The sequence below is a fragment of the Synechococcus sp. R55.2 genome (genome assembly GCF_047462075.1).
Taxonomy (GTDB): domain Bacteria; phylum Cyanobacteriota; class Cyanobacteriia; order Thermostichales; family Thermostichaceae; genus Thermostichus.
Map to the genome: position 1 here is coordinate 1 of NZ_JANSIH010000241.1, position 25,531 is coordinate 25,531.

The 25,531-nt window shown below is 56.9% G+C and carries 21 protein-coding genes; 7 read left to right on the forward strand and 14 right to left on the reverse strand.

The window, feature by feature from the left end; all coding sequences use genetic code 11:
• Positions 1-184: 184 nt before the first annotated feature.
• Positions 185-883, forward strand: coding sequence for a pirin family protein (locus tag NW838_RS08145; RefSeq protein WP_414427835.1), 699 nt, complete (start codon positions 185-187; stop codon positions 881-883).
• Positions 884-1,083: 200 nt separating this feature from the next.
• On the opposite strand, the gene tsaE is transcribed toward NW838_RS08145, so the two are convergent.
• Positions 1,084-1,722, reverse strand: coding sequence for a tRNA (adenosine(37)-N6)-threonylcarbamoyltransferase complex ATPase subunit type 1 TsaE (gene tsaE, locus NW838_RS08150; RefSeq protein WP_414427836.1), 639 nt, complete (start codon positions 1,720-1,722; stop codon positions 1,084-1,086).
• Between the two features lie 3 nt (positions 1,723-1,725).
• Positions 1,726-2,550: a prolipoprotein diacylglyceryl transferase gene (gene lgt / locus NW838_RS08155; protein ID WP_414356891.1), complete on the reverse strand. Its 825-nt coding sequence runs from the start codon at positions 2,548-2,550 to the stop codon at positions 1,726-1,728.
• Between the two features lie 235 nt (positions 2,551-2,785).
• Between lgt and recA the strand changes: the two genes are divergently transcribed.
• Positions 2,786-3,910 carry a recombinase RecA gene (gene recA / locus NW838_RS08160; RefSeq protein ID WP_414331989.1) on the forward strand — a complete coding sequence of 375 codons (1,125 nt, stop codon included), beginning with the start codon at positions 2,786-2,788 and terminating at the stop codon, positions 3,908-3,910.
• 16 nt (positions 3,911-3,926) lie between these two features.
• Here recA and NW838_RS08165 read toward each other — a convergent pair whose 3' ends face one another.
• Both NW838_RS08165 and NW838_RS08170 read right to left on the reverse strand, forming a co-directional pair.
• Positions 3,927-4,763, reverse strand: a complete 837-nt coding sequence (locus tag NW838_RS08165; RefSeq protein ID WP_414356894.1) for a TrmH family RNA methyltransferase — start codon at positions 4,761-4,763, stop codon at positions 3,927-3,929.
• A 105-nt stretch (positions 4,764-4,868) separates the two neighbouring features.
• The gene (locus NW838_RS08170; protein ID WP_414427843.1) at positions 4,869-6,239 is read right to left on the reverse strand and encodes a 16S rRNA (cytosine(967)-C(5))-methyltransferase; all 1,371 of its coding nucleotides are present in this window, start codon (positions 6,237-6,239) and stop codon (positions 4,869-4,871) included.
• A gap of 148 nt (positions 6,240-6,387) precedes the next feature.
• Between NW838_RS08170 and hisA the strand changes: the two genes are divergently transcribed.
• Positions 6,388-7,152 (forward strand): 1-(5-phosphoribosyl)-5-[(5-phosphoribosylamino)methylideneamino]imidazole-4-carboxamide isomerase, encoded by a 765-nt coding sequence (hisA, locus tag NW838_RS08175; RefSeq protein ID WP_414356919.1) that lies wholly within the window; start codon positions 6,388-6,390, stop codon positions 7,150-7,152.
• A gap of 133 nt (positions 7,153-7,285) precedes the next feature.
• A complete protein-coding gene (locus tag NW838_RS08180) occupies positions 7,286-8,476 on the forward strand; it encodes a M20 metallopeptidase family protein (RefSeq protein WP_414427844.1) in 1,191 nt (396 codons plus the stop codon).
• 293 nt (positions 8,477-8,769) lie between these two features.
• Here the strand turns inward: NW838_RS08180 and NW838_RS08185 are convergent, their stop codons facing one another.
• From NW838_RS08185 to NW838_RS08215, 7 genes are all read right to left on the reverse strand, one after another.
• Positions 8,770-9,339 carry a hypothetical protein gene (locus NW838_RS08185; RefSeq protein WP_414427837.1) on the reverse strand — a complete coding sequence of 190 codons (570 nt, stop codon included), beginning with the start codon at positions 9,337-9,339 and terminating at the stop codon, positions 8,770-8,772.
• A gap of 124 nt (positions 9,340-9,463) precedes the next feature.
• Positions 9,464-11,170 carry an ATP-binding protein gene (locus tag NW838_RS08190; RefSeq protein WP_414427838.1) on the reverse strand — a complete coding sequence of 569 codons (1,707 nt, stop codon included), beginning with the start codon at positions 11,168-11,170 and terminating at the stop codon, positions 9,464-9,466.
• Positions 11,170-11,763: a hypothetical protein gene (locus tag NW838_RS08195; RefSeq protein ID WP_011433556.1), complete on the reverse strand. Its 594-nt coding sequence runs from the start codon at positions 11,761-11,763 to the stop codon at positions 11,170-11,172. The genes NW838_RS08190 and NW838_RS08195 overlap by 1 nt, the downstream gene beginning before the upstream one ends.
• Entirely contained in the window at positions 11,760-12,953 is a 1,194-nt protein-coding gene (locus NW838_RS08200) for a DNA double-strand break repair nuclease NurA (protein WP_414356903.1), read from the reverse strand. Before NW838_RS08200 ends, NW838_RS08195 begins: the two co-directional genes overlap by 4 nt.
• Entirely contained in the window at positions 12,943-16,539 is a 3,597-nt protein-coding gene (locus NW838_RS08205; RefSeq protein ID WP_414427839.1) for an AAA family ATPase, read from the reverse strand. Before NW838_RS08205 ends, NW838_RS08200 begins: the two co-directional genes overlap by 11 nt.
• Before the next feature lie 2 nt (positions 16,540-16,541).
• Positions 16,542-17,810, reverse strand: a complete 1,269-nt coding sequence (locus NW838_RS08210) for a metallophosphoesterase family protein (protein WP_414356907.1) — start codon at positions 17,808-17,810, stop codon at positions 16,542-16,544.
• Between the two features lie 180 nt (positions 17,811-17,990).
• A complete protein-coding gene (locus tag NW838_RS08215; RefSeq protein WP_414356908.1) occupies positions 17,991-18,884 on the reverse strand; it encodes a bestrophin family protein in 894 nt (297 codons plus the stop codon).
• Positions 18,885-19,067: 183 nt separating this feature from the next.
• Between NW838_RS08215 and NW838_RS08220 the strand changes: the two genes are divergently transcribed.
• Positions 19,068-19,613, forward strand: coding sequence for a helix-turn-helix domain-containing protein (locus tag NW838_RS08220; RefSeq protein ID WP_414427840.1), 546 nt, complete (start codon positions 19,068-19,070; stop codon positions 19,611-19,613).
• Here the strand turns inward: NW838_RS08220 and NW838_RS08225 are convergent, their stop codons facing one another.
• Together NW838_RS08225 and tatA are read right to left on the reverse strand one after the other, a co-directional pair.
• Entirely contained in the window at positions 19,614-20,450 is an 837-nt protein-coding gene (locus NW838_RS08225; RefSeq protein ID WP_414356911.1) for an anti-sigma factor domain-containing protein, read from the reverse strand.
• Between the two features lie 227 nt (positions 20,451-20,677).
• A complete protein-coding gene (gene tatA / locus NW838_RS08230; RefSeq protein ID WP_011433563.1) occupies positions 20,678-20,923 on the reverse strand; it encodes a twin-arginine translocase TatA/TatE family subunit in 246 nt (81 codons plus the stop codon).
• A gap of 223 nt (positions 20,924-21,146) precedes the next feature.
• Between tatA and NW838_RS08235 the strand changes: the two genes are divergently transcribed.
• Positions 21,147-22,622, forward strand: coding sequence for a dihydrolipoyl dehydrogenase family protein (locus NW838_RS08235; protein ID WP_414427841.1), 1,476 nt, complete (start codon positions 21,147-21,149; stop codon positions 22,620-22,622).
• A 59-nt stretch (positions 22,623-22,681) separates the two neighbouring features.
• On the forward strand, positions 22,682-24,973 hold the full coding sequence (gene glgB / locus NW838_RS08240) for a 1,4-alpha-glucan branching protein GlgB (protein ID WP_414341827.1): 2,292 nt from the start codon (positions 22,682-22,684) through the stop codon (positions 24,971-24,973).
• 278 nt (positions 24,974-25,251) lie between these two features.
• Here glgB and NW838_RS08245 read toward each other — a convergent pair.
• Positions 25,252-25,531: DegT/DnrJ/EryC1/StrS family aminotransferase (locus tag NW838_RS08245; protein WP_414427842.1), on the reverse strand; the 280-nt coding region annotated here is incomplete at its 5' end.

Genomic DNA, 25,531 nt, shown 5'->3' on the forward strand with positions numbered 1-25,531 from the left:
CCTCATCAGCGCTTTACTACCCTATCCCCACCACCACCCCCACGTCAAGTCCTACCCAGCCACTTTGTTCGGGAAGTCTTTGGCGAGAATGAGGGAAAGGGAGAAATAAAACTATTTGTATACTGACAGTCTGACCGCAGAGTTAGTAAGATGGTTGCAAGGGTCAGGTTTTGGAGAAACTGCGATGCTGACTTTGCGTAAGCGGGAAGAGAGGGGTCATGTCAAGCTCAGTTGGCTTGATACTTACCACTCATTTTCTTTCGGGGAGTACTACGACCCTCGCTACATGGGTTTCCGCGCTTTGCGGGTGATTAACGATGACCGAATCCGCCCGAGTGCTGGCTTTCCGACCCATGGGCACCGGGATATGGAGATCGTTACTTATGTTTTGAAAGGGATCCTTGAGCACAAAGACAGCTTGGGCACGGGATCTGTGATTCGTCCTGGTGAAATTCAACGGATGACGGCAGGCACAGGGATCTGGCACAGCGAGTACAACCACTCGGCAGATGAGGAGGTTCATCTGCTGCAAATTTGGATTTTGCCGGAGCAGGAAAACCTGGAGCCCAGCTATGAACAAAAAGCGACGGGTTTGACAGAGCATCCCAATGAGTTTTGTTTAGTTGCCTCTCGAGATGGGCGCCAGGGATCCGTGATTGTGCATCAGGATGTGAATCTCTATGCGGGGTTGATTGAGCCGGGACGCACCATTCACCGACACTTGGATGAGAAGCGCTACGGATGGCTGCAGATAGCTCGGGGCGATGTGACCCTGGATGGCTTGTTTTTGCGAGAAGGAGATGGCGTGGCTATTGCTAGGGAAAGCGAGCTCAACCTTTTCAGTGAAGAAGGGGCTGAGGTGCTGCTGTTTGATTTGGCCTGAGGATGACTTTTGGCTGAATTCTGGCTGTTTGCCTTGAGCTTATAGTCGTTTTAGGCTGGGGTGAAGCGACTGAACTGCTGAGAAGAGCCTTCTGGCTCCGTACATTCAACGTTTTAGGCGCGGGTGCAGTGTCCTAGTTGGAATCGAAATGACCATAAGTCTTTTGGGATCTCAACTTTTTCTTCTGCTTTCAAGTCCTTTCAGGGGGAGAAGTGGATCCTTTTTTCTTCAGGGTCTTGCTGAGTGAACTGAGAAAGAACTTGCTGCCAAAGTTGAGCAGTCTGGGATCCCTTTCCTTTGGCGTACAGGAGGCGGGCTCCTTCCTGCTGGGGATGGGGCTGTAGGCGCAGCCAGAGGTAGGTCGCAGGCAGATGGCGGAGGTACTGGGGCCACTCAATAGCGGTGATCCCACCTTGGCTCCAAAGTTCTTCTAGCCCTAGGTCTTCTAGGAGTGTGGATTCTTTCCCACCGGCGCGAGCGGCAGAAGAGGTCTCTAGGCGGTAGAGATCGCAATGGAAAAGAGGGATCCGTCCGGTGTGGTATTCCTGCACCAGCACGAAGGTGGGGCTGTCGATGGGTTCAGGGATCCCCAAGCCCTGCCCTAGTCCCTGCACAAAGGTGGTTTTGCCGCTGCCCAGATTACCTTCGAGAAGAATGACCAAGCCGGAAGTGGAGCCGAGGCTGCGGCTGGGAGGGGGAGATTTTTGTTGACCTGAAGGGGCGAGGAAGCCAAGGGCGGCTTGAGCTACGAGGGCCCCTAGTGATTGGGTAGCAGCGGCGGATGGCAGCAGCAGAGGAGAGGCTTGCTGCCAGAGCTCTTCATTCTGTTCGCTGGCCATGGCTTACAACTCCTTTGGGGCGGGGATCCCAGGCGAGGAAGTTGCCTCGTTTGGGTGAACAGAAACGCGTTTGGGAGCTGTCAAGATTGCGGCCAGGCCTGCTCCAATGAGCAACAGGCTCACCCCCTGCGCCACCCGCAGGGATCCCAGCATGAGGCTATCGGTGCGCAGGCCTTCGATCCAGAAGCGCCCCAGGCTGTACCCCACCAGGTAGAGGCCCAAGAGGGTGCCGGGGGGAAGCTGGCGCCGGTAGCTTAAAAAGAGCAGGAGCCCGAAGAGACCAAAGTTCCAGAGGGATTCGTACAAAAAAGTGGGATGGACGCGCGATTCATCAGGCAGCTGCAGTTGTACCCACAGAGGGCTATCCGGAGGCAACACCTTTCCGTAGGCTTCGTTGTTGAAGAAGTTGCCCCAACGTCCGATCCCCTGACCAAGGCTGAGGGAGGGAACAAGGCAATCGGCTAGCAACCAAAAACTCAGCCGGTGCCGCCGGGCGAACAGGTAAAGCGCCGCACTGCCGCCGATCAAGGCACCGTGAATGGCAATGCCCCCCTGCCAGAGGGCCAAGACCTGCCACCAAGGGCCATCTCGATAGCGTTCCCACTCAAAGGCCACATAGTACAGGCGAGCAAGGGGCAGGGATCCAACCACCAACCACACCAGCAGATCAGGCATGGAACTGGGGGGAAGGCCACGCCGAGCTGCCAGATGGCGAGCCAGGAGCAAGCCCAACACCATTGCCAGGCCGATCAATAAGCCATACCAGCGCAGGCTGAGCGGCCCCCAACTAAACACAACCGGGCCGGGGGATTGTAAGACCAAAGTCATGACCGTGGGGACATTCCTGAGCAGATCCCTTTAGCCCACTCTACCCGCTCTGCAAGGCTATGCAGAAGACCTGCCCTCACCCCCAGCCCCTCTCCCAGAGGGAGAGGGGAGTTAGGAACCGAGGCAAGGTACGAGCTGACTGCAGTTGGAGGGAGAGGGATCCGCTCAGAGCAAGGCGACAATGTTAGAATGCAGGCTCGATTTTCCACCACGACTCCTGGGGGGGATGCGGGTTATGGCCCGGAAAGCCGCTGCTGTGAACACTGCTGATGACTCGGACAAATTGAAGTCAGAAAAACGCAAAGCCCTGGAGCAGGTGTTAAGCCAGATCGAGCGGAATTTCGGCAAAGGGGCAATCATGCGCCTGGGAGATGCCACCCAGATGCGGGTGGAGACCATACCCAGTGGGGCCATCACCCTCGACTTGGCCTTGGGCGGAGGTTACCCAAAAGGGCGGATTATCGAAGTCTTTGGGCCGGAATCTTCTGGGAAAACTTCAATTGCCCTACATGCCATCGCCGAAGTGCAAAAACAAGGGGGAACGGCAGCTTTTGTGGATGCGGAACATGCGCTGGATCCCACTTACGCAGCAGCTTTGGGGGTTGATATTCAAAACCTGTTGATCTCCCAGCCGGACACGGGGGAGGCCGCCCTGGAGATTGTCGATCAGTTGGTGCGCTCGGCAGCTGTGGATATCGTGGTGGTGGACTCGGTAGCAGCGTTGGTGCCCCGTGCCGAGATCGAAGGGGATATGGGAGATGCCCATGTGGGATTGCAGGCGCGCCTGATGAGCCAAGCGCTGCGCAAGATTGCCGGGAACGTCAGCAAAACCGGCTCCATTGTTCTTTTTTTAAACCAATTGCGCTCCAAAATTGGCGGTATAGGCTATGGCCCCCAGGAGACCACCACCGGCGGCAATGCCCTTAAGTTTTATGCGTCGGTGCGGCTAGATATTCGCCGCGTTCAAACCCTGAAAAAAGGTGCGGAAGAATACGGGATCCGAGCGCGGGTCAAGGTGGTGAAAAACAAAGTTGCTCCCCCTTTCCGGCGGGCAGAATTTGACATCATTTTCGGCCAAGGGATCTCCAACATCGGCTGCATTATCGATCTGGCCGAGGAGATGGGCATTCTCAAGCGCCGCGGCTCTTGGTACAGCTACAAGGAGGAAAATGTTGCCCAAGGAAGGGACAATCTGGTTGTCTACTTGAAGGAAAACCCAGAGCTCCTAGCGGAGGTGGAAGCGGCTGTGCGGGAGAAACTTTCTGCGGGGGTGACGGTTTCCGCCAGCCGGCCGGCAGCGATGGAGGAGGGAGAGCAGGAAGAGAATGAGGATGCGGTCTTTGTAGAGGAAGAGTTCTGAGGGAGCAGCTAGCTGTTCAGGGAGCGCTTCCTGAGCGAGATCGTCGCTGGCGCAGGGCCTCGTAGAGCAACAACCCCCCCGTCATAGCGACGTTCAGAGATTCGACACCCTCGGCCATCGGGATCCGCACCTGGGCATCGGCCTGTTGGATAGTCGATTCCCTCAGGCCAGCCCCTTCGTTGCCCAGGAGAAAGAGGGTTGGGCAGGTGAGATCTTGATCCCAGTAGCAGTTTGCTGTGGGGGAGAGGGTAGCAGCCAAGACTTGGATCCCGTGGCAACGGCAGCTCTGGATCCAGGCGGCTAGGTCGGGCACGACTTGGGGCGGACGGCGAAACCACTGGCCGGCAGAGGCCCGCAAGACTTTGGGGTTTTCGGGATCGACGCTGTCTGCGCTTAGCCAAAGGCCGTCGGCTCCTGCGGCGGCCACGACTCGGATGAGGGATCCCAAATTGCCCGGATCTTGCAGCGTTTCCACCACGAGGCCCAAACGTACCCCGGACAAGGGGGGAGAGGGAATCTGCCGACTGACGGCCACGGCCACGGCTCCTTCGGGAGACTCGGTGGTACAGAGTGCCGCCATGACTTCTGGGCTGACGGGTTGCCGCCGTAGGCCCTTGGGCAGATCGGCCAGCAGGTGAGGGTGACGGCTGGCCCAGTCGGGCGTGTAGCAGAGGGCTTGCAAAGGCCAGCCGACCCGCAGGGCTTCTTCGATGAGATGGGATCCCTCTACCAAAAAGGCGCCCTGTTCTCGCCGACCTTGGCTGCGGTGCAACTGCCGCAACTTTCGGATCCAGGGGTTTTTCGGGCTGGTCAGCAGTAAGGACTCCGTCCCGCTAACGCGATCAGAAACCATGGGGCAACAGTCAGTCTCTTGCTTGGAGATAATCCTTTTCTCCCTCAGGAAAGCTGAGGGTTGATGGCTCGGAGCACCTGGGAAGCACCACGATGGAAGGTTTATTTAACCGTATCGACGCAGCCGCTGGATAAAAAATCCATCCCGATCCTGCCGGTGGGGCCAGATGAGCAGGGGATCCCCTTCAGCAGCCCAATTGGGGTGGCTGTCGAGAAAGGCTTGAATGATCTCCTCGTTTTCGGCAGGGTGCAGCGTGCAGGTAGCGTACACCAACACCCCGCCCGGCTTCAGCCAACGGGCTGCCACTTGCAGAAGCTGAGCTTGCAGGTGGGCCAACTCTGGGATCCGCTCTGGGGTTTGTCGCCAGCGGGCATCGGCATGGCGGTGCAGGGTTCCCAAGCCGGAGCATGGGGCATCCAGCAGTACGCGGTCAGCACTCTGCCAGGGGGGCAAGGGGGCAGGGGGTAAGGACTCCGTCCCGCTGACGCGATCGGCAGCAGCGCTCAGCGGCAACAGGTCGATGGCCAGGGAACGAATCGAGGTCAAGCCCAAGCGATGGGCATTTTCCTCTAGGCGCCGCAGACGGTGGGGGTGACGATCCAAAGCCCAAATCTCCCCTCGATCCTGCATGTGTTGGGCTATTTGGGTGGTCTTGCCGCCCGGAGCAGCGCAGCAGTCGATCACCCGCTCTCCCGGCTGGGGATCCAGGCAATGCACCACCTGCTGGGCACTGGCATCTTGAACGCTCCACCAACCCTGGGCAAAGCCGGGCAGGGCCGTGATGTCGCCGGCATGATCCTGAAGTCGCAAGGCACCCGGCACCTCGGAGATGGGGAGGGCAGGGATCCCGGCTGCTGCCAAGGCTTGAATGACTTTATTCACATCTGCCCGCAGTGGGTTGACCCGCAAATCCAGGTGGGGTGGCTGATTAAACCAAGCACACAACTGCTCCGTTTCCACCGGCCCCAGGCGCTCCCACCATAGGCTCACCAACCAGTCGGGAAAGCTGTGCCGGATCCCCAAAGCCTGAATTGGGTCGGCTGGCAGAGTGTCCTCGAGGGGCTTGAGGGGATCCTTCTCTGGCTGATCCAACACTTGCCGCTGGTAGGCGCGCAAGATGCCGTTCACCACCCCTGTCAGGGATCCCAGCCCCATCTGGCGGGCCAATTCCACGCTGGTATGGATGGCAGCACTGGCCGGGATCTGATCCAAAAAAGCCAGTTGGTAGAGGCCGAGATGCAAAATCAGTCGCAAATCGGGGGGCTGCTTGTGGGCAGGACGCTGGGCAAAGCAATCGATCAAGGCATCGAGGGTGCGGCGACGGCGGGTAATGCCATACACCAGCTCGCTGACCAGATGCCGGTCGGCGGGGATCAGGCTGCTGTTGGCCAACAAATGCCCCAGAACCAGGTCGGCATAGGCGTTTTGGCGCTCGATTTTCTGCAGAGCCAACAGAGCCAGTTGGCGCGCGTTCATAGTCATCTCAGGATGTTCTCCCATCGCGTCAGCGGTGTGGAGCACTTTAGGGTCTAGAGATCCAGATCTCCGCTGGAGCAAGGCCGCTCCCAGGCGATACTGGAAAAGCCCCTCAAGGGATCCCATCATGCCTTACTCAACTGCTTTTCTGGAGGTGATCCCCGCCATCGACCTTCTCCAGGGCCACGCCGTGCGCCTCTACCAGGGGGATTATGCTCAGGCGGAACAGGTGGCCGATGACCCCATCCAGCAGGCCGAAGCTTGGGCGGCACAGGGTGCCCCTCGCCTGCATGTGGTCGATCTGGACGGGGCCAAAAGCGGGGATCCGATTAACCTGCCTACCATCGAGCGCCTGGTGCGCCAACTGGCCATCCCGATTCAGGTGGGGGGTGGGATCCGATCCCTGGAACGGGCGCGGCAGTTGCTGGAGCTGGGGGTGGATCGGGTGATCGTTGGCACCCTAGCCGTAGAGGATCCCGACACCCTGGAGGCTATGACCCAAGCCTTCCCCGGTCGGGTTTGGGTGGGGATCGACGCTCGGCAGGGGCAAGTGGCCACCCGCGGCTGGCTGAGCACCACTCCCCTGCGGGCCACCGAATTGGTGCAACGGGTGGGGGAACAGGGCGTCGCCGGCATCATCTACACCGACATTGGCCGGGATGGCACCCTGGCCGGCCCCAACCTACAACAGTTGCAGGAGATCCTCGCCATCTCCCGCCTGCCTGTGATTGCTTCGGGGGGAATCGGATCGCTAACGGATTTGCTGGCTTTGTTGAGCTTGCCCGGTTTGACGGGGGCCATTTTGGGTAAAGCCCTCTACTCAGGGGCGATCTCCTTGCAAGAGGCTTTGCGAGCTGTGGGGCCGGGCCGCTGGCAAGATCTACCGCCGGAAACCGGATCCCTGTGGGCCTAGGTATCCATCCAGAGATCGAGCGAAAGACAGCCCTGGCAAAACCTCTGCCATACTGGTGAAATCAACAGGCAACTTCATGCGACAACACCAGCCGCTGGTGAAGGTTTTCCAAGACATTTTTGTTTTTCAGGTCATGTCTGTCCCTGCGCTTCGCCCTGCTGTTCGAGCTTTACAACCCGAGTTGGTGACCTGGCGCCGCCACATCCACAAGTATCCCGAGCTGGGCTTCCAGGAGAAGCAAACCGCCGCCTACATCAGCCAGCGCCTGAAAAGTTGGGGGATCCCTCACCAGACCGGCATTGCCCACACCGGCATCGTGGCCACCATTGAGGGAGAGCAGCCGGGGCCGGTTTTGGCGCTGCGGGCCGATATGGATGCCCTGCCCATTCATGAGGCCAATGAAGTCGAGTACCGCTCCGCCATCCCCAACGTCATGCACGCCTGTGGCCACGACGGCCATACGGCCATTGCTATGGGCACCGCCAAGCTGCTGCAACAGCACCGTCAACACCTCAAGGGCACGGTCAAGGTCATTTTTCAACCTGCCGAAGAAGGCCCCGGCGGAGCCAAGCCCATGCTGGAGGCGGGGGTTCTGAAAAACCCGGATGTGGAAGCCATCCTCGGCCTACACCTGTGGAATAATCGCCCTCTGGGCACTATTGGCGTGAAAAGTGGCCCCTCGATGGCCTTTGCCGACCGCTTTCAGATTCAGGTGATCGGGCGAGGCGGACATGCTGCCCTTCCCCAACAAACAGTGGATGCCATTGTGGTGGGATCCCACATTGTCAATGCTTTGCAGACCATTGTCTCCCGCAATGTGGATCCGATGCTGCCGGCGGTGGTGACGGTGGGCCGTTTCCGGGCCGGCGATGCCTTCAACGTTATCGCCCCAAGCGCAGAAATTTGGGGTACTGTGCGCAGTTTTCACCCTGAAGTGGCCGATTTGATCCCAAAGCGCATGGAAGAAATCGTTGCCGGCATTTGCCAAGCCTACGGAGCCACCTATGAGTTTCGATTCGAGCGGGGCTATCCGGCGGTTCAAAACGATCCTGCTATGGCAGCTCTGGTGGAACAGTCTGCCCGCGAGGTGTTTGGCCCAGAGGCGAGGATCATCCCAGAGATGACCATGGGCGGAGAGGATGTCTCGTTTTTCCTGAATGAGGTGCCTGGCTGCTACTTTTTCCTGGGATCCGCCAACCCCGCCAAGGGACTGGACTATCCCCATCACCATCCCCGCTTTGATTTTGATGAAGCTGCCCTTGGCCTTGGCGTGGAGCTCTTCCTGCGCTGCATTGAGAACTATACTGGCCAAGCCCTGAGTTAGCTTCAACGGTGGGAAGCCCCGCACTGTATTTGCGAATTGTGTTTACCCAAGAGCAAAAGAGACGCTAGGCGAACAGTGTTGGGATGAAAGCCGTCCAAGATATACCTCTCTGGAGAGTTTCCCCGGTCTGTCCCTGCCGTGGGATGCACGGTGGCAGCACGCGGAGACCTCTGCATAGACAAGTCTGTGAAGCGTGAAGCCCGCCCTAGGGGCGTCTACCCCGGGAGTCGTTCACCAGGCATTTTGGGTTGCGCTGGAACGGCGATCCCCAGCTTGACAGGAGGCTGGAATGGCTAGGGCCTGAGCAGGTCAGCCCCTCCGCTACCAGGGAGCAGCAAAGGTTGCATGGGTTCTGGGGTGGGTAGGGCGGGGACAGGATTCAAGTCGGCGGGAATGTAGAGGGGCGTTGGGTTGGGATCCCCACCGAAGGCCAGCACAAGGGCTTCCAGCAGGGCCTGTCGCTGTTGCCGGTTCAGGGATTGTACAACGGCTTTGTCTTGGGCGTAGGGGTTGACCGTGAGGCGGTCGGCACCGGGATACCGTTGGGCGATGATTGGCTCATTGGCATCAAAATAGTCCGCCAGCGTCAGTTGCCAGTCAAAGCGGTCGGTCGGGGAGCGACCGGCCACCTGCAGATGGTAAACTATCATCCGCCGCACCAAGGTATCTTCCTCAGGCGTAGGGCCGCCGTCATTGGGGTTAATGGGGGTGTAGACGTTTTCCAGCGGCAGATCCGGCAATGCCTCGTACACCCGCCGCGCCGCTTCGGGGATCAGCCGCAACTGAGCATAGGCAGGCCCGGATCCCAGTAGAACTGCAACGGCAATGCCCAGCAAACCTGGCAAAAGGGCTTGTTTCCTCATCCTGCTCGCCCCAAAACTTGTTTCTGTGAAATGAATTGTATTGCAATCAAGCAGTGGTTTCGGATTGTAGATTTGGCAGATTCAGCGATTGAGATCAGGCCACAGTTGGAGTTTTGGGCCATTGCTAATCAATGCTGAGTCCATCCACCACCTGAGGTTGAGGACGCGGTTTGAGAGGGGCCGACTGGGCCAAGCGATCCCGTTGGTGGTGCTCTTGGGAATGCCTTTGCCAGAGGCCGAGAATATCCAACGTTTCGCCGCCATGCTGCGTATAACGCTTCCGCACTTTACATAACACGGGGGTATTGACGCACACCCCGGAGACGATCACCTGACCTTTGCTCAAGGCGGGCAATTCCTGTAACAGATCCCGTCCGGCAGCCTCGACACTGTGGCGCAAATTTTCCTGATCGGCAGGGTTGACAATTCGCATCAAAAATTGGCTCATGCATTGAGACAGAATATCCGAGTCCAACTTGCCAGGGCGTTGCGTGATCAGCCCTACTCCCAGTCCAAACTTGCGTCCTTCGCTGAGGATGGTGCGCAGCACCTGTTTGCAACGGGAAGGCTCGTGGGCAGGGGCAAACCGATGGGCCTCTTCCAGCAAAATAAAGACGGGATAAGGCAAGTAATTTTCGTCCCCCGGCTGGATCTTGCCTTTGTGGGTATTGATCCGAGCATAGTTGGCCTGGCGCAAGATGGCAGCAGCGATCACCTGCTGTTCTTCTTGGCTGATCTCGTGCATTTGTAGAATGGTCACCTGCCCCGGCTCAAACAAGTCTTTGGGGGCCAGATGTTCTACATTGCTGAAATAAGGAGAGCGGTCGATCTGTTCTAATTTCCACTCCAAGGCGGCGGCTGAGGATCCCTGGGATCCATCTTCTGCAGAATCGGCTTCATTTACGGCATCGATTAAGTCCTGAATCGTCCAGCGGATCGGGTTAAATTGAGTTGTTTTGCGAAAGGCTTTCTCCAGAAAAGATTTCTGTCGGTCAGTGGTCTCTGGCAGCAGGGTCAGAATATCAAAGAAGTTAAGAGAAGATACACGAATCTTAATTTCCTGCGGTGAAAGAACCTTGACTTTGGGTCGGTAGCCATCTTCCCCAAAAAACTTGGGGTGGGACTGCATTTCTGCCAGCGTGTGGTATTCCCCGTGGGGATCGAAAATGAGGACGGCAGCTCGGTTTTTGGGCAAAAGCAGCTCTTCAATCAAAACCCCTGCTGTATAAGATTTGCCGGATCCCGTCCCCGCCAAAATGGCCAGATGGGTGCTGACCATTTCCTTGACGTCCAGTACTACGGGCACTGCTCCCTCATCGCGCAACAACAGGCTGCCCAAGTGAGCACCCCCAATGGCTGTTTCATCTCGTTTGTTCAAAATTGATTTCAGCAGACGATTGGAGGCCAGAAAAACCTTGGCACCGGGATCCGGAGCGCGGCGGGGGTTAATAAAGCCCATCTTCTGATTGAAATAGCCGATGACCTCGACGGTAACCGCATAGATTTCCGGATTGGGATGGGTGAAGCCCACCAGAGCCACAATGGTGCTGGGATCGATTTCGGTATCGGCAAAGATGCGATCGGGAATGTGATCGAGGAGTTGAACCTGGCTAATTTTGCCCAAGATTTGCAGGGTTTGCGATTGGGGATCCTGGACTTCGTAGTAGACGAAATCGCCCACCTTTACCGCTTGGGTATTGGAAGTGATGAAAACATATTGGTTAGAGGTTTCTCCAGGCCCTTTGACAGTGCCAATTACCTCTGGAGAGTCCTCAGTTGGAGAGAGGTTGGCTTCTGGGTAGTGGCCATTGACGGTGATTTTTTGGGGCATCAGCGCATCGCTCCTACAGTCATTTTCCAGGCCAGTTCTTTGCTTAAGATTTGCAGGGCTCGCCGTTGAGCTGGATCGGCAAACATCGGCGTAATGTCGTTCAAGACTTGGTAGATCAAATGATTGGCAAAGTTGCCGCCGCTACTCAGCAGCAAACCATAGTAGGAAAATTGGGTTTGACCTTGGGGATCCTGGTGAAAGCGCAGGATCTCTTCCCGGCTCATGCGAAAAACCGGCGTGTTTACAGGCACCACCACGCGTGGGATCCCTTGCCGGCCACAGCGGCGCTCTTCATCCAAGGCCCCGATTAAGACCACCGAGAGTAGCGTGCGCACCTCATTCTGCAGATCGGGGGAAAAATAGGGATCCGGCTGGCTGGAAAGGCGCGGCCCAGAATTGAGGAACATCGGATTCAGGAGTTGGGTATTGTAAACCAGACCTACAGCCCAGTGTCGCCGGTCGCTTTCTAGCTTGACAAAGCTGCCGAAGCCATAGTCATCAGGAGCCGGCGGATTTTTGACTTCTAAAGCATCGTCCACCTGCACCACATAATCACAGTGATTGTTGGAGCGAACTACCTTTCCCAATCTCATCGAACTCGTCTCCGCTGTAATTTACTTACTGTTTTCCGGGATAGCCTTAGGTTCAGCTTTTCGCGAGCGGCCCAATCTTGCATGAGACGCAAGAAAAGGTTGCGATCCTCATTGCGGATAACGGCTATTTGATCGGCTGTCTCCAGCACATAAGGATAACCTCGCCCAATCACCACCTCACAGCGAACCAGATCCACCAACCAGTCCAACAGTCCTGCCTCATAAACCCAAACGGGTATTTCCAGGCGAGCCGGAAAGTTGTCACTGGTGCGCAGGTAAACAAACCCCACTCGCTCCCGCATTTCTTGGTAGGAGTTGAGGATCCCATCTTGGGGGTTGAGGCTGCCGCCGCGGGCACAGATGAAAAAAGGTGTGCGATCCCCCCACTCCAACCAGGGACTAAGCAGTTGCGCATCGTGAAGCTGTGGAGCTTCGGGTAGGTCAAAACAATGCTTCAGCAACGCCACCAAATCGGAAGTGTAGGTGGTGTCTATGTAAGCCACGATAGGGATCCGGCTTTGCTCGCTGGCCCGCAAAAGCTGGAGCAAACACTGCACATAGAAATCTTGGCTTTCTGGCTCGAAGACTTCGGCAAAAGTAGCCACCAGCGCCCCGTCCAAAAAGGCCAATTTTCGGGATCCCGGTTGAGATTTTTGAATGTATTCTACAAGTCTCTCGATTTCCATTTGAAAGCGGCGCATGTTAACCATTCGCTCTTTCGGTTCGCCGCTGCTGTCGGATCCCAGGTCCCTTGGAGTCAATACATCCACTTGGATGTCTTTTTCGTACAAGCCTGCTGCGCAGTGATAATTTTCATACCAGCCGATTTGCACCAGCGCCACCGGTATTGACAGATCTTTGCTGGGATAAATCTGGGATCCATCTACGGCAAAGGTAGGAATATTTTCAATGACCGACTTCGCCCAATCGCGGCTTTCTTCGTAATTGGCCCATTCCTGCTCAAAAGGGATCCTCCAATTGGAGTAGCGATCCCACTCTGCAGTAGGTAAAGCGCCTGGGAAAGGGAATGGAGCTATTTTTTCGGCAATCTCTAGGCTTGACCACTGGCACAAGCTTTCCATGGCCTGCTTATAGTATTCTCTGCGCTCCGACAGCCTTTGATCAAAAGTGGCAAAGGCCTCCCGCTTCTGCTGCAGCACCGCCAGGATCCGGTCGGCTCTAAACACCATGGGCGGGATCCCTCCCTACCGACTTGGATCCGGAGTGCCTTTCCACCCGAATAACATTTTCTGTCATTTGCTCAAAGGTATCGTCGTGGCTGATAACAAATAGCTGCTCAAAAGATCGCAGGTTGGTGATGGCCTCTGCCAGCCGCTGTCGCCGTTGGGCATCCATATTGGTGGTGGGCTCATCGAAAAAGGCAATATTTAGTTGTCCCAACACCTTGAGCAAAGCCAAGCGCACTGCCAAGGCCGCCGACATTTGCTCTCCCCCGGAAAGGCTGGCAAACCGTCGTTTGGGGCTGCCGGCTTCTTGAACGCGGATCTCATAATCGGCTTCCCAGGTCAGGGTGACGTTGGGACGGTTGAGAATTTCTCGGAAGAGGTGATCGGCAGTATGGTTGATCTGCTGCAGGTAGTATTGGGTAATTTGAGGGCCGGCTTTTCTATAGGTATCTCGGCTAAACTTGATAAAGCGGTGTAGGCGTTCTTTCTCAGTTTTTTCTGCCTCGACTTGCTTTAAGCTTGCCTTGGTCTGTTCCAATTGCCGCAACTTTTCCTCAATTTTGCTCAGTTGAGGAGCTAGGCTCTCCAGTCGGGCCTGGGCTTCGGCTTTTTGAATTTCGGTGGCCTGCAGAAGGGATCGAAGATGCTCATGCTCCTGCGGTCGATACAGAGCAGCCAAGGGATCCCGTGCTGCGCGAAGTTGGGAAAGCTGAGTTTGCAGTTGCTGCCGCTGGGCGTTTAGCTCGGCCAGTTCCTGTTCCCGTTGGGGAAGCAATTTGGCGATGGGTTCTGCCTGCAGATAGCGCTCGTGATCTAAACGGTATCGTTCGCGTTCTTCCTGCAGGGATCCCAGCTCTCGATCCAGATGCTCCGTTTGGCATAGGGCCTCCTCGATAGGGTTGAGTGCGGCCTGTAAATCCTGAAGCTGCTGCAGGCAGTCGGCCTGCATTTGTAAATACTGCTTTTCCTGTTTTAGCTCTGCTTTGAGCCGTTCGGCTTGACTTCTGGGATCCCCCAGAGATTTTAAGGTTTTGGCGGCTTTTTCAATTTGGGCTTGCAGGTCATCTTTGGATCTCTCTGTTTGTTCCCAGCGGTCGATCTGGGCTTGTTTTTCTTGCTTGGCTTTCTGGATTTGATCTAGGGCCAACTGGGCCGCTTGGAGTTCATCTTGCCGTCGGGGCAAACTTTGGGCAAGAGGCTGCATGCGGATAAAGGTCTCGTAGTTGTTGCGGTGCCGGCCTTGTTCTTCCCGCAAAGCTGCAATTCTTTCATCCAGATCTGAAAGCGGTTGCAGCTGCTCTTCTAGGGCTTGTATCTGCTGTTGGAGTTGCTGAACATGGGCCGCTATTTGTTGATATTCTTGCTCAACCCTAGACTTGCGGCTGAGATCTCTTTCCAAGCGCTGGATTTGCCCTCTGGGATCCCCCAGAGCTTGCAGCGCCTGGCCAATTTCCTGTTGTTGCCGAAGGAAGGTGGGCTCAGCCTCAAGATCCCAGTGAAGATCATCAATTCTGCTTTGTCGTTCGGCTTGCAACTGCAGCAGTTGCTGAATTTGGGCTTGTAAATCGGGTATTTGTGCGGTTAGGCCGAGCAAGGGTTGCAAAGTCCTGAGTTGTTTTTGGATGTTGGACAACTGCTGACGAAGTTGGGGCTCGGAAGTTTGGGGAGCCAGATCCTGCAAAATCTGATGGATGGACTGGAGCAACTGTTGGCTGAGTGCTGAAGATCGAGTGAGTACCTCTGGGATCCGCTGCCACAGAGATTGAAGTTGGGGATAGTTGTGTCGCTGCGCTTCCAATTCGTCCAGAAGTTGCCGGATGCTGTGATGGTGTTGAGCCAATTGATCCGAGCCCTGCTCAAAAAGGGCTTGTAGCTCCTGTTGAAATTGACGAGCTGCGGCAATGCGGCTGAGCTGAGTTTGCAATCGCTCCTGTTGAGTTTCGAGCGCAGGAATGGCGGCTACCCGCTCCAAATCCGCCTGCCGTTGTCTCAGTTGGAGCTGCAGTTGTTGCAATTGGACTTGGCCTTGTTCCTGCTCCGTTTCCCGTTGTTTGAGTTCAAGGCGCAGAGCCTGAAAGGAAGCCAACTTCTCGCCAAGTTGGGAGTGGCGCTGCTCCAGGGAGGCCTGCCGTTCACACAGGGGTTGCAGCTCAAGTTTTTCCGCCTCCATTTTTTGGAAGATCTGGAGTTGTTGCTGATATTCGGATCCCTGCAGCTCCAATCGATGCAGTTGATGTTGCAAAGTTTCCCGTTGAGCCAGTAAAGTTTGTCGGGTTCGCCGCAGCGCTTCCTGCTCTGCAATGAGGGTTTCCAACTGCAAATAACGGTTGTAGGTCAATTGATGCTGCCGACATATGGCCTGGGCCTGTTCAGCTTCTTGCACTCGGCTTTGTAGCAGTTGACAGCGCTCGGCGTGGGCTGTCCATTCTGCCTGGATCTGTTCCCATTCGCGGTGCAGGTGTAGCAACGTGTTGAGCTGTTGAGTCCAATAGGTCTGCTGACGCTCTAGCTCCTCTTGGGCCTGAATTTGCGGGGTTAGCTCCTCTAGCTCCTGCTTCCAGCGCTGCTGTTGGCTTAACTTTTCTTGAAGTCTTGCCAATTGGTTTTCGATATGCTGCTTTTGCGAGAGCAAAGCATCCCGCTGTTTCAGCCACTCCAAGCGTTGCTGTTGCTGTTTTTCCAGCTCCCGCAAGCGAGCTTCTGTGGCCAAAAAATGCTGAGATCCCTCCCAGTATTGCTGTTGCTGCGCTTGAGCTTGCCTGGCCTCTGCCCATAACTTTTCTGCCTGCTCAAGAGATACCTGAAGCAGGGATCCCTTTTGCTCCAGTTGGGCGATCTGGTGATCCAAAGTTTGGATTTGCTCAAGCCATTTCTCCAGTCGCCCCATCTCAAGCTTAGCCTGGTCTAGGGTATGGATCGATTGACGCAAGCGCTCTTGCCAGTAACTGAGTTCTTGTTGGATTTTCTGCCGCTCCGCTTGCAGCGGATCCCACTCCTGTAGCTGTTGGCGGAGCAATTCAATTTGATGATTAATGGCCTGAATCTGCGCCTCGCTGTATTTTTCGACCGCCAACAGGTCTTTGGCTACCTGCTGGTACTCTTCCACCTTTAAGATGCGATCGAAAACTTCTTTGCGATCTCGACCGGTTTTGAGAAAGTCTGCCGTGAAAGTCCCTTGGGGCACCCCAATCGTTGTGGCAAAGAGCCGCGCCAGGTCGGTACCGGCAGGTACGCCCAAATGTTGCCTCAGCCACGGCAGCACATCGGACTTGCGCTCATACTCTAGGCGCTGCTTCAGCTGGGGATCAAAGAGACGATATCCCTGCGTTACGCTGCGGCGAACATCGTAGGTGCGCTGATCCCATTGGGAGATAAATTGCACAGTCACCACTGCGTCGTTGGCCCCGGAGCGAATGATTTCTTCTTGGCTGTAGGGGCAGTAGTCGAACAAAACCCAGGCAATGGCTTCCAAAATGCTGGTCTTGCCCGCTCCGTTTTCTCCGCAAATGGCGTTAATACCTGGCTCAAACGTGAAGACGGCATCCTCATGAGATTTGAAGTTTTGTAAAGCGAGAGAGAGGATCCGCATAATCAGTCTTCTGCTCCCCAAAAAGCTCCCCTTAGGTGAGCATACACTTCAGATTCTCCTTGCCCATCCAAAACCTTTTCTTTAAGATCCAGAAGCAGCCGCGCTAGCTCTTCACTGCGTTTGCGGTAGTGGGCATGGCTGCTCAGCAGATCCCTGTAGATTTTCTCTTCGATTTGTAGCCTCTGCCCCTCTTCTTCCAAGGAAAGGGCAGCCGACCCGAGCTCTAAAGTATTGGCCTCAAAACGAAACAGAACCAGCAAGGCGCCGGTAAGCTGCTGAATTTGACACTGTAGGGCGCGGCTATCCAGCTCATGCTTGGCGAACCCCACCTGTCCCACCAGCCGCAACTCCACCATCGGCTCCATCTCACTTTCCTGAAAACGGGATCCCTTAGCCAAGGCAATGGCTGCTGCGGCAATCTGTTCGGGGGTTTCTCTGCCCTTGGCCTCCAGATAGAGCCGGCGGCGGGGCCGCTGATGGTAATCCTGCACCAACTCCGCTTGGGGTGGGCCATCTCCCCAGCGGACGCGATAAGCCCCCCGTTGGAAGTCCCATTCGGCAGTGCTGTTGGCCTCCAGGGATCCCGGGTTGAAGATCCACCCCCCCTCGGAATAGCTTTTGTGAATGTGTCCCAAGGCCAGGTAGCCCACTCCTGCCTCCCGCAAGGGCAACAGATCCCGGTAGCGCAAAGCGCCTTGGTAACGGGCAATTTGGCCTTCTAGACCGTGGTGGAACATCAACACCACCCGTTCTGGGCCGGGGGGCAACCGTCGAATGGCCGCCGCCAACTGCTCAATCGACCTGGGAGCTGCCGATCCGTACCACTGGGATCCAATCACCCGCACCCCACAGGGCAAATCCAGATACCCTCCCCGCCGGCCCGACCAGGGACGCAGCTCCAGTCCTTCTTCCCCTTCCTCAGGCTCCAGCAATATCAGCTCCCCGTGATCGGCCAAGTACCTCAGCCAACTGGTTTTCACGCCATAGGGACGGTTGTCGTGGTTGCCCTCGATGGCCAACACCGGAATCCCGGCCTGCTGCAGCTCCCGCAAGACGATCTGGGCTTGGTTGAGAACGCCGGGCTGAATCTGCCGATGCTCGAACAGATCTCCGGCGATGAGCACAAAGTCCACCGGATCCTGAATGGCATAGCGCCGGACAACATCCCGAAAAGCCAAAAAGAAGTCCTTGCTCCGCTCCGGGCTGTCGTAGCGGTCATAGCCCAGATGCACATCGGCCAGGTGTAAAAATGTGCAGGTTGAGCAGGCCATCCCCAGAGCACCTCGGCAAATTGTCCACAGTTTAGCAAACCCATCTTGTTCCCTACCCAAGATATAGGGATCCCTTCCTCTCAATCATCGGGTTCGTCCCGGCTATCTCCACTAGGGGTAGGTGCCGGCTGAGGATCTGAAATGGGCAGCTGCCCTGCCATCCAGAACGGCGAGAGTTCCCTAAGTGGAATTGATCAAATCCGCAATATTGTGCTTCATCTTGTTGCAAATGTTATCGAGGGGCAGATCATTGGGATCCCGGCCAAAGGGATTTTCAATTTCGATGCCGATCTCTTCAACGCCAAACAACATAAAGCTCAGCCATCCCACAATGGGGCCGGTCATCCAACCCAAACCTTCCACCATCTGAAACGGCAAAGATAAACAGTAGAGCAATAACAACTGCTTCAAGTGCAGGGCATAAGCCATGGGCATTGGGGTCATGAGAATGCGCTCGCAAGCCCCCAGCGCATCCACCATGCTGTTGAGCCGCTCCACCATGATCGTGAGCTGGTAGACCTCAACGCGGCCCTTTTGGTATTGTCGCTGTAAGTAATCTCCGATCCAAAAGGCAATTTGCAAGGGGGGGTGTTTGAGGCTTTGGAGACGTTGCAACTGCTCCGGGCTGAGCAGGGGCTGAATCTCATCCAGCAGAGGTTCCTGGCGCAAGTGCTGTTTCATGGCCATGGCAAAAGCGGGCAATAGATATAGAGTTTGGATCTTCTCTTCCCGGTCGCCGGGCTGCTTTTCTTCAATGGCTACCCAAATCAAGCGGGCCAAGTTGCGCACGTCATTCACCACGGCTCCCCAAGCTTTCCGCCCCTCCCAAAACCGTTCGTAGGCGGTGTTTGTCCGAAACACCAGCATCAAACCCAAAACGATGTTGGGCACAAATGCCACCAAGGACGACAGCGCCAGGGGCAGCCCCAACTTATACAGAACCGAAACCAGCACCCCGGCCAAGCCGCAGATAAAGGCGCGGGGAAGCACTGCCGGTACAACTGATCCTTGCAACTGCAGGGCCAGTCGAAACCAACGCAGCCCCTCTCCTGCAAGATACTTGCGAAGAACCATAGTGCAGCGTCGGCAAGCTTGCCCTCTAATCCTACAGCCTGCCGCCCAAGAGGGGATCCCTTGCCCGACCATCCTGAAAAGCGACGAGGGTAGCCTGTTAGAGATTTTTCAGTTCGAGATTCTGTAAATGTCAAGCAATGCCCAGGCAAACTTCACGAACAACTTCCAAAACCCCAAGTTACTGTGGTAGACTCTCCGCCAGGCAACGAATTCAACGCTGTTCTGCGACGCCCCAACATGGCTGGAGTCCTCAAGCTCGACATTCAGGAATCGGCTGAAGAGCTCAAATCCCTACTAAGCAAGCAGTCCACACCGACCGGCAAGGAGCGGGTTCAAGCTCTCTACCTGCTCAAGATTGGGAAAGTCAAGACGATGACAGGCTTGGCTGAAATTCTGGGGCGGGACATCTCAACGATTTTTCGATGGTTTCAACGCTACAAGGCCAAGGGGCTAGAGGGCATGTTGACGGTGCCCCGCAACCAAGGGCGCAAACCCCTCATCCCCAAGCCGGTTTTGGAAATCCTCAAGCAGGAGCTGCATCAGCCTGGCCGATTCCGTACCTACAGCGACATCCGCGAATGGCTGCGGGAAACGCACGGTGTGGATGCCTCCTATAAGGTCGTTCACGAAACGGTTCGCTACCGTCTTAAGGTGCGCTTGCGGGGATCCCATGCTAAGCGGCGCAAAAGCGGGAGACAAGCCCCCCAGTTATCCCCCAATCTCTCCTGATCATGGCTGGGCGGCAGGGATCCAAAAACTGCTCTGCAGCAGAGGCGGGCCTGTGGGGGATTCGCTCCCTCCTGCCGGTTCGAGGGTGACGAGAAGGCGGGTCGGCTGCTCAGAATGGATGGGTTGACTGAGCCACTGCAGGGATCCTTCCCCGTTGACGGCAAAAGTGCCGGCGTTTTCCAGCAGTCGTCCCCCTCCCTGGATCTCCGACTCCAGCCACAGTTGATAGGTGCTCCCTGGGGGGGCGGGAGCCATCTCCGAGGCCAAGAGCAGCACCTGCTTGGCATGGGGCGACCAGAGGGCTTGCACCAACAGGGGAGTGCTGAAGCTGGGATCCCGCAGCAGGGTTCGCTGCACCTGCGGTTGTCGTTGCCACTCTTGGTAGAGCTGTTGAAGCGCCGCTGACTCTCCCTCGATGGGGGATCCCCACTGCCAGCGCAGCCGCCAGTAGGCCGCTGTTATGGCTACCGCGTAGATCCCCAGCACTGCCAGGCTGCCCCAAAGGAGACGTCGCGGCCCCAGAGGGGCTGAGGTTTGAATGGAGAGGGGGACAGGTAGCCAAGCCCAACGCCGCAGCCGTTCCCTGGCTTGAAAGGCCGTCAACTCGTAGAGCCACAGGGCCACCGAGCGATCCCGCTGCAGGTCAAAGGCATCGGCGTGTTTCCAGCAGAACTCGAACACCTGCCGCACCACCTCTTCCGCCTGGTGAGGTTGCTTGAGAATGGCCAAGGCAATATCCAGCAGGCGCTTCTGATAGCGATCCTTGAGCAAGAAGTGGCTGCGGCGATCCCGCAGTTGGATCTGGCGCATCAACTCGAAATCGGTCAGCTCAGCCATACCACCTCTGGGGCATCCGATGGGCCTATCCGGGCTGATTTTGGCTCAGCCGGTAGCACTAGGCTGGGGAACTTTCCAGAACTATACACTAGCCCTGGAGCCGGCTCCCTTGCGAGCTGACTTCACCTCTCATCCAAAGCTGGCTTGGATCCCCCCTCTCGACAAGATCCCCAGTTGCGGCAGCACGTCCCTGGCAGAAGTTGGGATCCCACCCCTCTCCGCGACCCTCAGGCGGCATCCTTCTCCACCACCTTCTCCACCTTTTCCGTGCCGGCAGGCTCGTCATCGCTGCTGGGGTTGTTCATCTCTTGTTTGAAACTCCGCAACGCTTTGCCAAAGGCGCTGCCCAACTCCGGTAGCTTCTTGGGGCCAAACACGACCACCGCGATCACCCCAATCACGGCCAGCTCTGGCAGGCCCATGCCGAAGATGCTCACGGCCAGGATAGGTTCGCTCGGCAGCAGAATAGTCATAAGTCCCCAAAACCTGAAAAGTAGAACAGACGGATCAACCCAGCTTGCAAGGGATCCATCCGTCCCACTCTAACAAGTTCTTCTCCCATGCAGAAAGGGTGTGGAAAGGGATCCCCTTCTCCCATCCTGCCCCCGGCCCACTCAAGACATAGGATGGTGCTATCTTTTGCCGATTCCTGGGATCCCTTGCCCGATTCTCCTGTTTAAAAGTTTAAAAAAAGCCATGCCTGTCCCCTACGATATTGTGGTCATCGGCGCCGGTGCAGCGGGTTTGGTGGTGGCCAGCGCTGCTGCCCAACTGAAGGCCAAGGTGCTGCTGGTGGAAGGCAGCGACCGCTTGGGCGGCGATTGCCTCTGGTATGGCTGTGTGCCCAGCAAAGCCCTTCTTCACGTGGCCCATACCGTCCATCGGATGCGCCAGGCCATTGCTGCCGGTTGGGTAACTCTCCCCGGCCCAGCAGGGATCGCGGTGGATTACCTCAAGGTGTACGAACACATTCGCTCTGCCCAGAGCTACATCGCCAACCACGCCGATTCGCCAGATCGCTTCCGCCAACTGGGGGTGGAACTGGTGTTTGCCAAGGGCCGCTTTGTGGATGGGCGCACCTTTGAGGTGGCAGGAAGGCAGGTACAGGCGCGGGCTTTTGTCATCGCCACCGGATCCCGTCCTTGGGTTCCCCCCTTGCCGGGCTTGGCCGAGGCGGGCTATCTGACCAACGAATCGATCTTTGACCTAACCCGTTTGCCCAAATCGGTGGCGGTGATAGGGGCGGGGCCGGTAGGCTGCGAGTTGAGCCAAGCTCTGGCCCGTCTGGGATCCGAGGTGACCCTCATTGCCAGCCGCGAGGGCATCTTGCCCAAGGAGGATCCCGAAGCCGCCCAGGTGGTGCAGCAACAGTTGGCCCAAGATGGGATCCGCATCCTCACCCGGGTACGCGCCACAGCAGTTGGCCAAGAGCAAGGGGCAAAGCTGCTTTCCCTAAAGGCCAATTCCGGGGCAGGCACCGCCGCTGCAGGTGATCAAGTGATCCGTGCAGAAGAGATTTTGGTGGCCGCCGGTCGGATCCCGAACGTGGAAGGGCTGGGTCTAGAAGCCGCCGGCGTGCAGTACACCCCCCAAGGGATCCAGGTGAATGCCAAGCTGCAAACCCGCAATCCCCGCATCTACGCCTGTGGGGATGTCATCGGCGGGCCGCAATTTACCCATGTGGCGGCCTACGAAGGGGCAGTGGCCCTGGTCAATGCCCTGTTTTTCCCCCTCAGCCAAGCGCGTTATCGTGTCATTCCTTGGGCCATCTTCACCGAGCCGGAGCTGGCCCGTGTGGGCCTCACCGAAAGCGAAGCCCGGCAGCAATACGGCAAGGATGTGGTGGTGCTCAAACAGGAGTTTGCCGATGTGGATCGGGCCCAGGCAGAAGCTGCCCCCCTGGGCTTTGCCAAATTGATCTGTCGGCGCAACGGCCAGATTTTGGGGGCGCACCTGGTGGGATCCCAGGCGGGAGAGCTGATTCACGAGGTGGTTTTGGCCATGAGCCGGCGGCTGCCCGTCTCTGCCCTGACCGGGATCCACATCTACCCCACCCGCTCGGAGGTGAATGCCAAGGCGGCCCTGCAGCACCGCAGGCAACAATTGGCCACCAACCCCCGCCTGCAGAACGCCTTGCAGGGATTCTTTGCCTGGAGGCGGGCCTGGAGCTAAAGCGCAAACCGGAGGTCGGCCACCGCTAGACTAGAATGGTCATTTACTGAGGGTTCCCGATGGGCTTTCTCCTGTCTGCCGAACAAGTGGGTCAGTTTGTCTCCAACCAATGGCAGGATCCCTATGCCGTTTTGGGCCCCCAGCAGATAGAAGAGGCCGGGAAATCCTTTGGGTTGGTGCGCGCCCTTGTGCCCAATGCTCGGCAGGTTTGGCTGGTGGAACGCGCCACTGGACAGGCTTACCCGATGCAGCCGCTGCACCCGGAAACGCTATTCGAGCTGCGCTTTGAGCCGGGAACCCCTCTGCCGGACTATTTTTTGCGGGCCCAACGGGTCTGGGATCCCCAAGGGGAACACTTGGAAGAATGGGAGGATCCCTACCGCTTTCCCTTGGAGAAGGTCAACCACATTGGCGAGCTGGATCGCTACTTGTTCAACGAGGGGAATCACCACCGCATTTACGACAAGCTGGGCGCTCATCCCATCACGGTGGATGGGGTGAAGGGGGTGCATTTCGCCGTCTGGGCTCCCAACGCCCGCAACGTCAGCGTTATCGGCGATTTTAACCACTGGGACGGGCGTCAACACCAGATGAAGCGGCTGGGCGAAAGCGGCATCTGGGCGGTGTTCATCCCCGGCATAGGGCCAGGCGCCATCTACAAGTACGAGGTGAAAACTTCCTGGGGGGATATCTACGAAAAATCGGATCCCTATGGCTTTCAACAGGAGGTGCGCCCCAAAACCGGCTCCATCGTAGCCGACCTCAACACCTACACCTGGCACGACCAAGCCTGGCTGGAAAAACGCGCCGCCACCGATCCCCTGCGCTCGCCGATTTCGGTTTATGAGGTGCATCTGGGATCCTGGATGCACGCCTCGGCTGAAGATCCACCTGCCGAAGGGCAAAGTGTGCTGGTGGACCAAAAGCCCAATACTCGCTTCCTCACCTACCGCGAGCTGGCGGACAAGCTAATCCCCTATGTGAAGGAGCTGGGCTTTACCCACATCGAGCTGTTGCCGGTGGCAGAACACCCCTTCGATGGCTCTTGGGGCTATCAAGTGATTGGCTACTATGCCGTAACATCCCGCTATGGATCCCCGCAAGACTTTATGTATTTTGTCGATCGGGCTCACCAAGCCGGGATCGGCGTGATTGTCGATTGGGTGCCTGGGCATTTCCCCAAAGATGGGCATGGGCTGGCTTTTTTCGACGGTACTCACCTGTACGAGTACGCCGACCCTCGCAAAGGCGAGCACAAAGGTTGGGGCACTTTGGTCTTTAATTATGGCCGCAACGAGGTGCGCAATTATCTGGTGGCCAATGCCCTTTTTTGGTTCGAGAAATACCACATCGACGGGATCCGGGTGGATGCGGTGGCCTCGATGCTTTATCTGGATTATGACCGCAAAGACTGGATCCCCAATCCCTACGGCGGGCGGGAACACCTCGAAGCCATCGACTTTTTCCGGCAGCTCAATACCCTCATTTTCAAATACAACCCCGGTGCGCTTTCCATTGCCGAAGAATCTACTGCTTGGCCGATGGTAACTTGGCCAACCCATGTGGGTGGGCTGGGCTTCAACTTGAAGTGGAACATGGGTTGGATGCACGACATGTTGGATTATTTCCACATGGATCCCTGGTTCCGCCAGTTCCATCCCCATTTGGTCACCTTCAGCCTCATGTATGCCTTCAGCGAAAATTACATGCTGGCCTTTTCTCATGATGAGGTGGTGCATGGCAAGAGCCACATGTTGGGCAAAATGCCGGGGGATCATTGGCATAAGTTCGCCAGCCTGCGGGCTTTATACGGCTACATGTTCACCCACCCTGGCAAGAAAACCTTGTTCATGAGCATGGAGTTTGGCCAGTGGAATGAGTGGAACGTTTGGGCAGATCTGGACTGGGGGCTGCTGCAGTATGAACCCCACGCCAAGTTGCGCCACTACGTGGCCAGCCTGAATCACCTGTTGCGCTCTGAGCCTGCCCTGTATACCCAAGACACCAAGCCAGAAGGGTTCCGCTGGATTGACTGCAGCGACCATCGCGGCATTGTTTCCTTCATCCGCTATGGGGAGGATCCCAGTGAGTGGGTGGTGGTGGTTTGTAACTTCACGCCGGTGGTCTGGCCCAATTACCGCATTGGGGTACCGGAACGAGGTTTTTATCGAGAGCTGCTCAACAGCGATGCTGTGGAGTTTTGGGGCAGCGGGGTAGGCAATTTGGGGGGCAAGTGGACAGACGACTGGGCCTACCACAACTTGCCCTACTCCCTCGAGCTCTGCCTGCCGCAACTTTCTACCTTGGTGCTGAAATGGCAGCCGCCGCAGCCGGTCGAGTCCCAGAATTGACACCCTGCTGGCTTCCTTCCGCCGCACTGGGAGGACGGGTCTGGAGACTTCGTTTTTTGGCCATTTGTAGTCCTTTCAAGCTGGATTGAGACAATCCCCAAGCGCTCCATACCGCTTCCGAGATCACCCCCAGTCCTCTTCCCAGAGGGAGAGGGGAGTTGGGAAGCAATGGGATGGAAATGTTTCATTTCGTTTCATTCTTATTTAAAATGACTGTGGGCGTGGGTGCAGTGTTCTAGTTTGAATCGAAATGACCATAAGGCAGACATAACTGAGTGCTACGGGCAGGTTTTTTCTGAGAGGATTTCAGCAATGGCCGCAGCCACCCGCTCTTGTTGACAGGTGGTCAACTCAGGAAAACACGGCAAAGACAACACCTGAGCCGCACATAGCTCGGCATTGGGCAGATCCCCCCGCCTGTAGCCCAGCCCTCGGTACACCGGCTGCAGCGGCAACGGCAGAGGATAGTAAACCCGACTGCCAATGCCCCGCTCCTTCAGACCCTGCTGCAAATCGTCCCGCCGCCGCGAATCCAACGGCTCAGAACCCACCACCCGC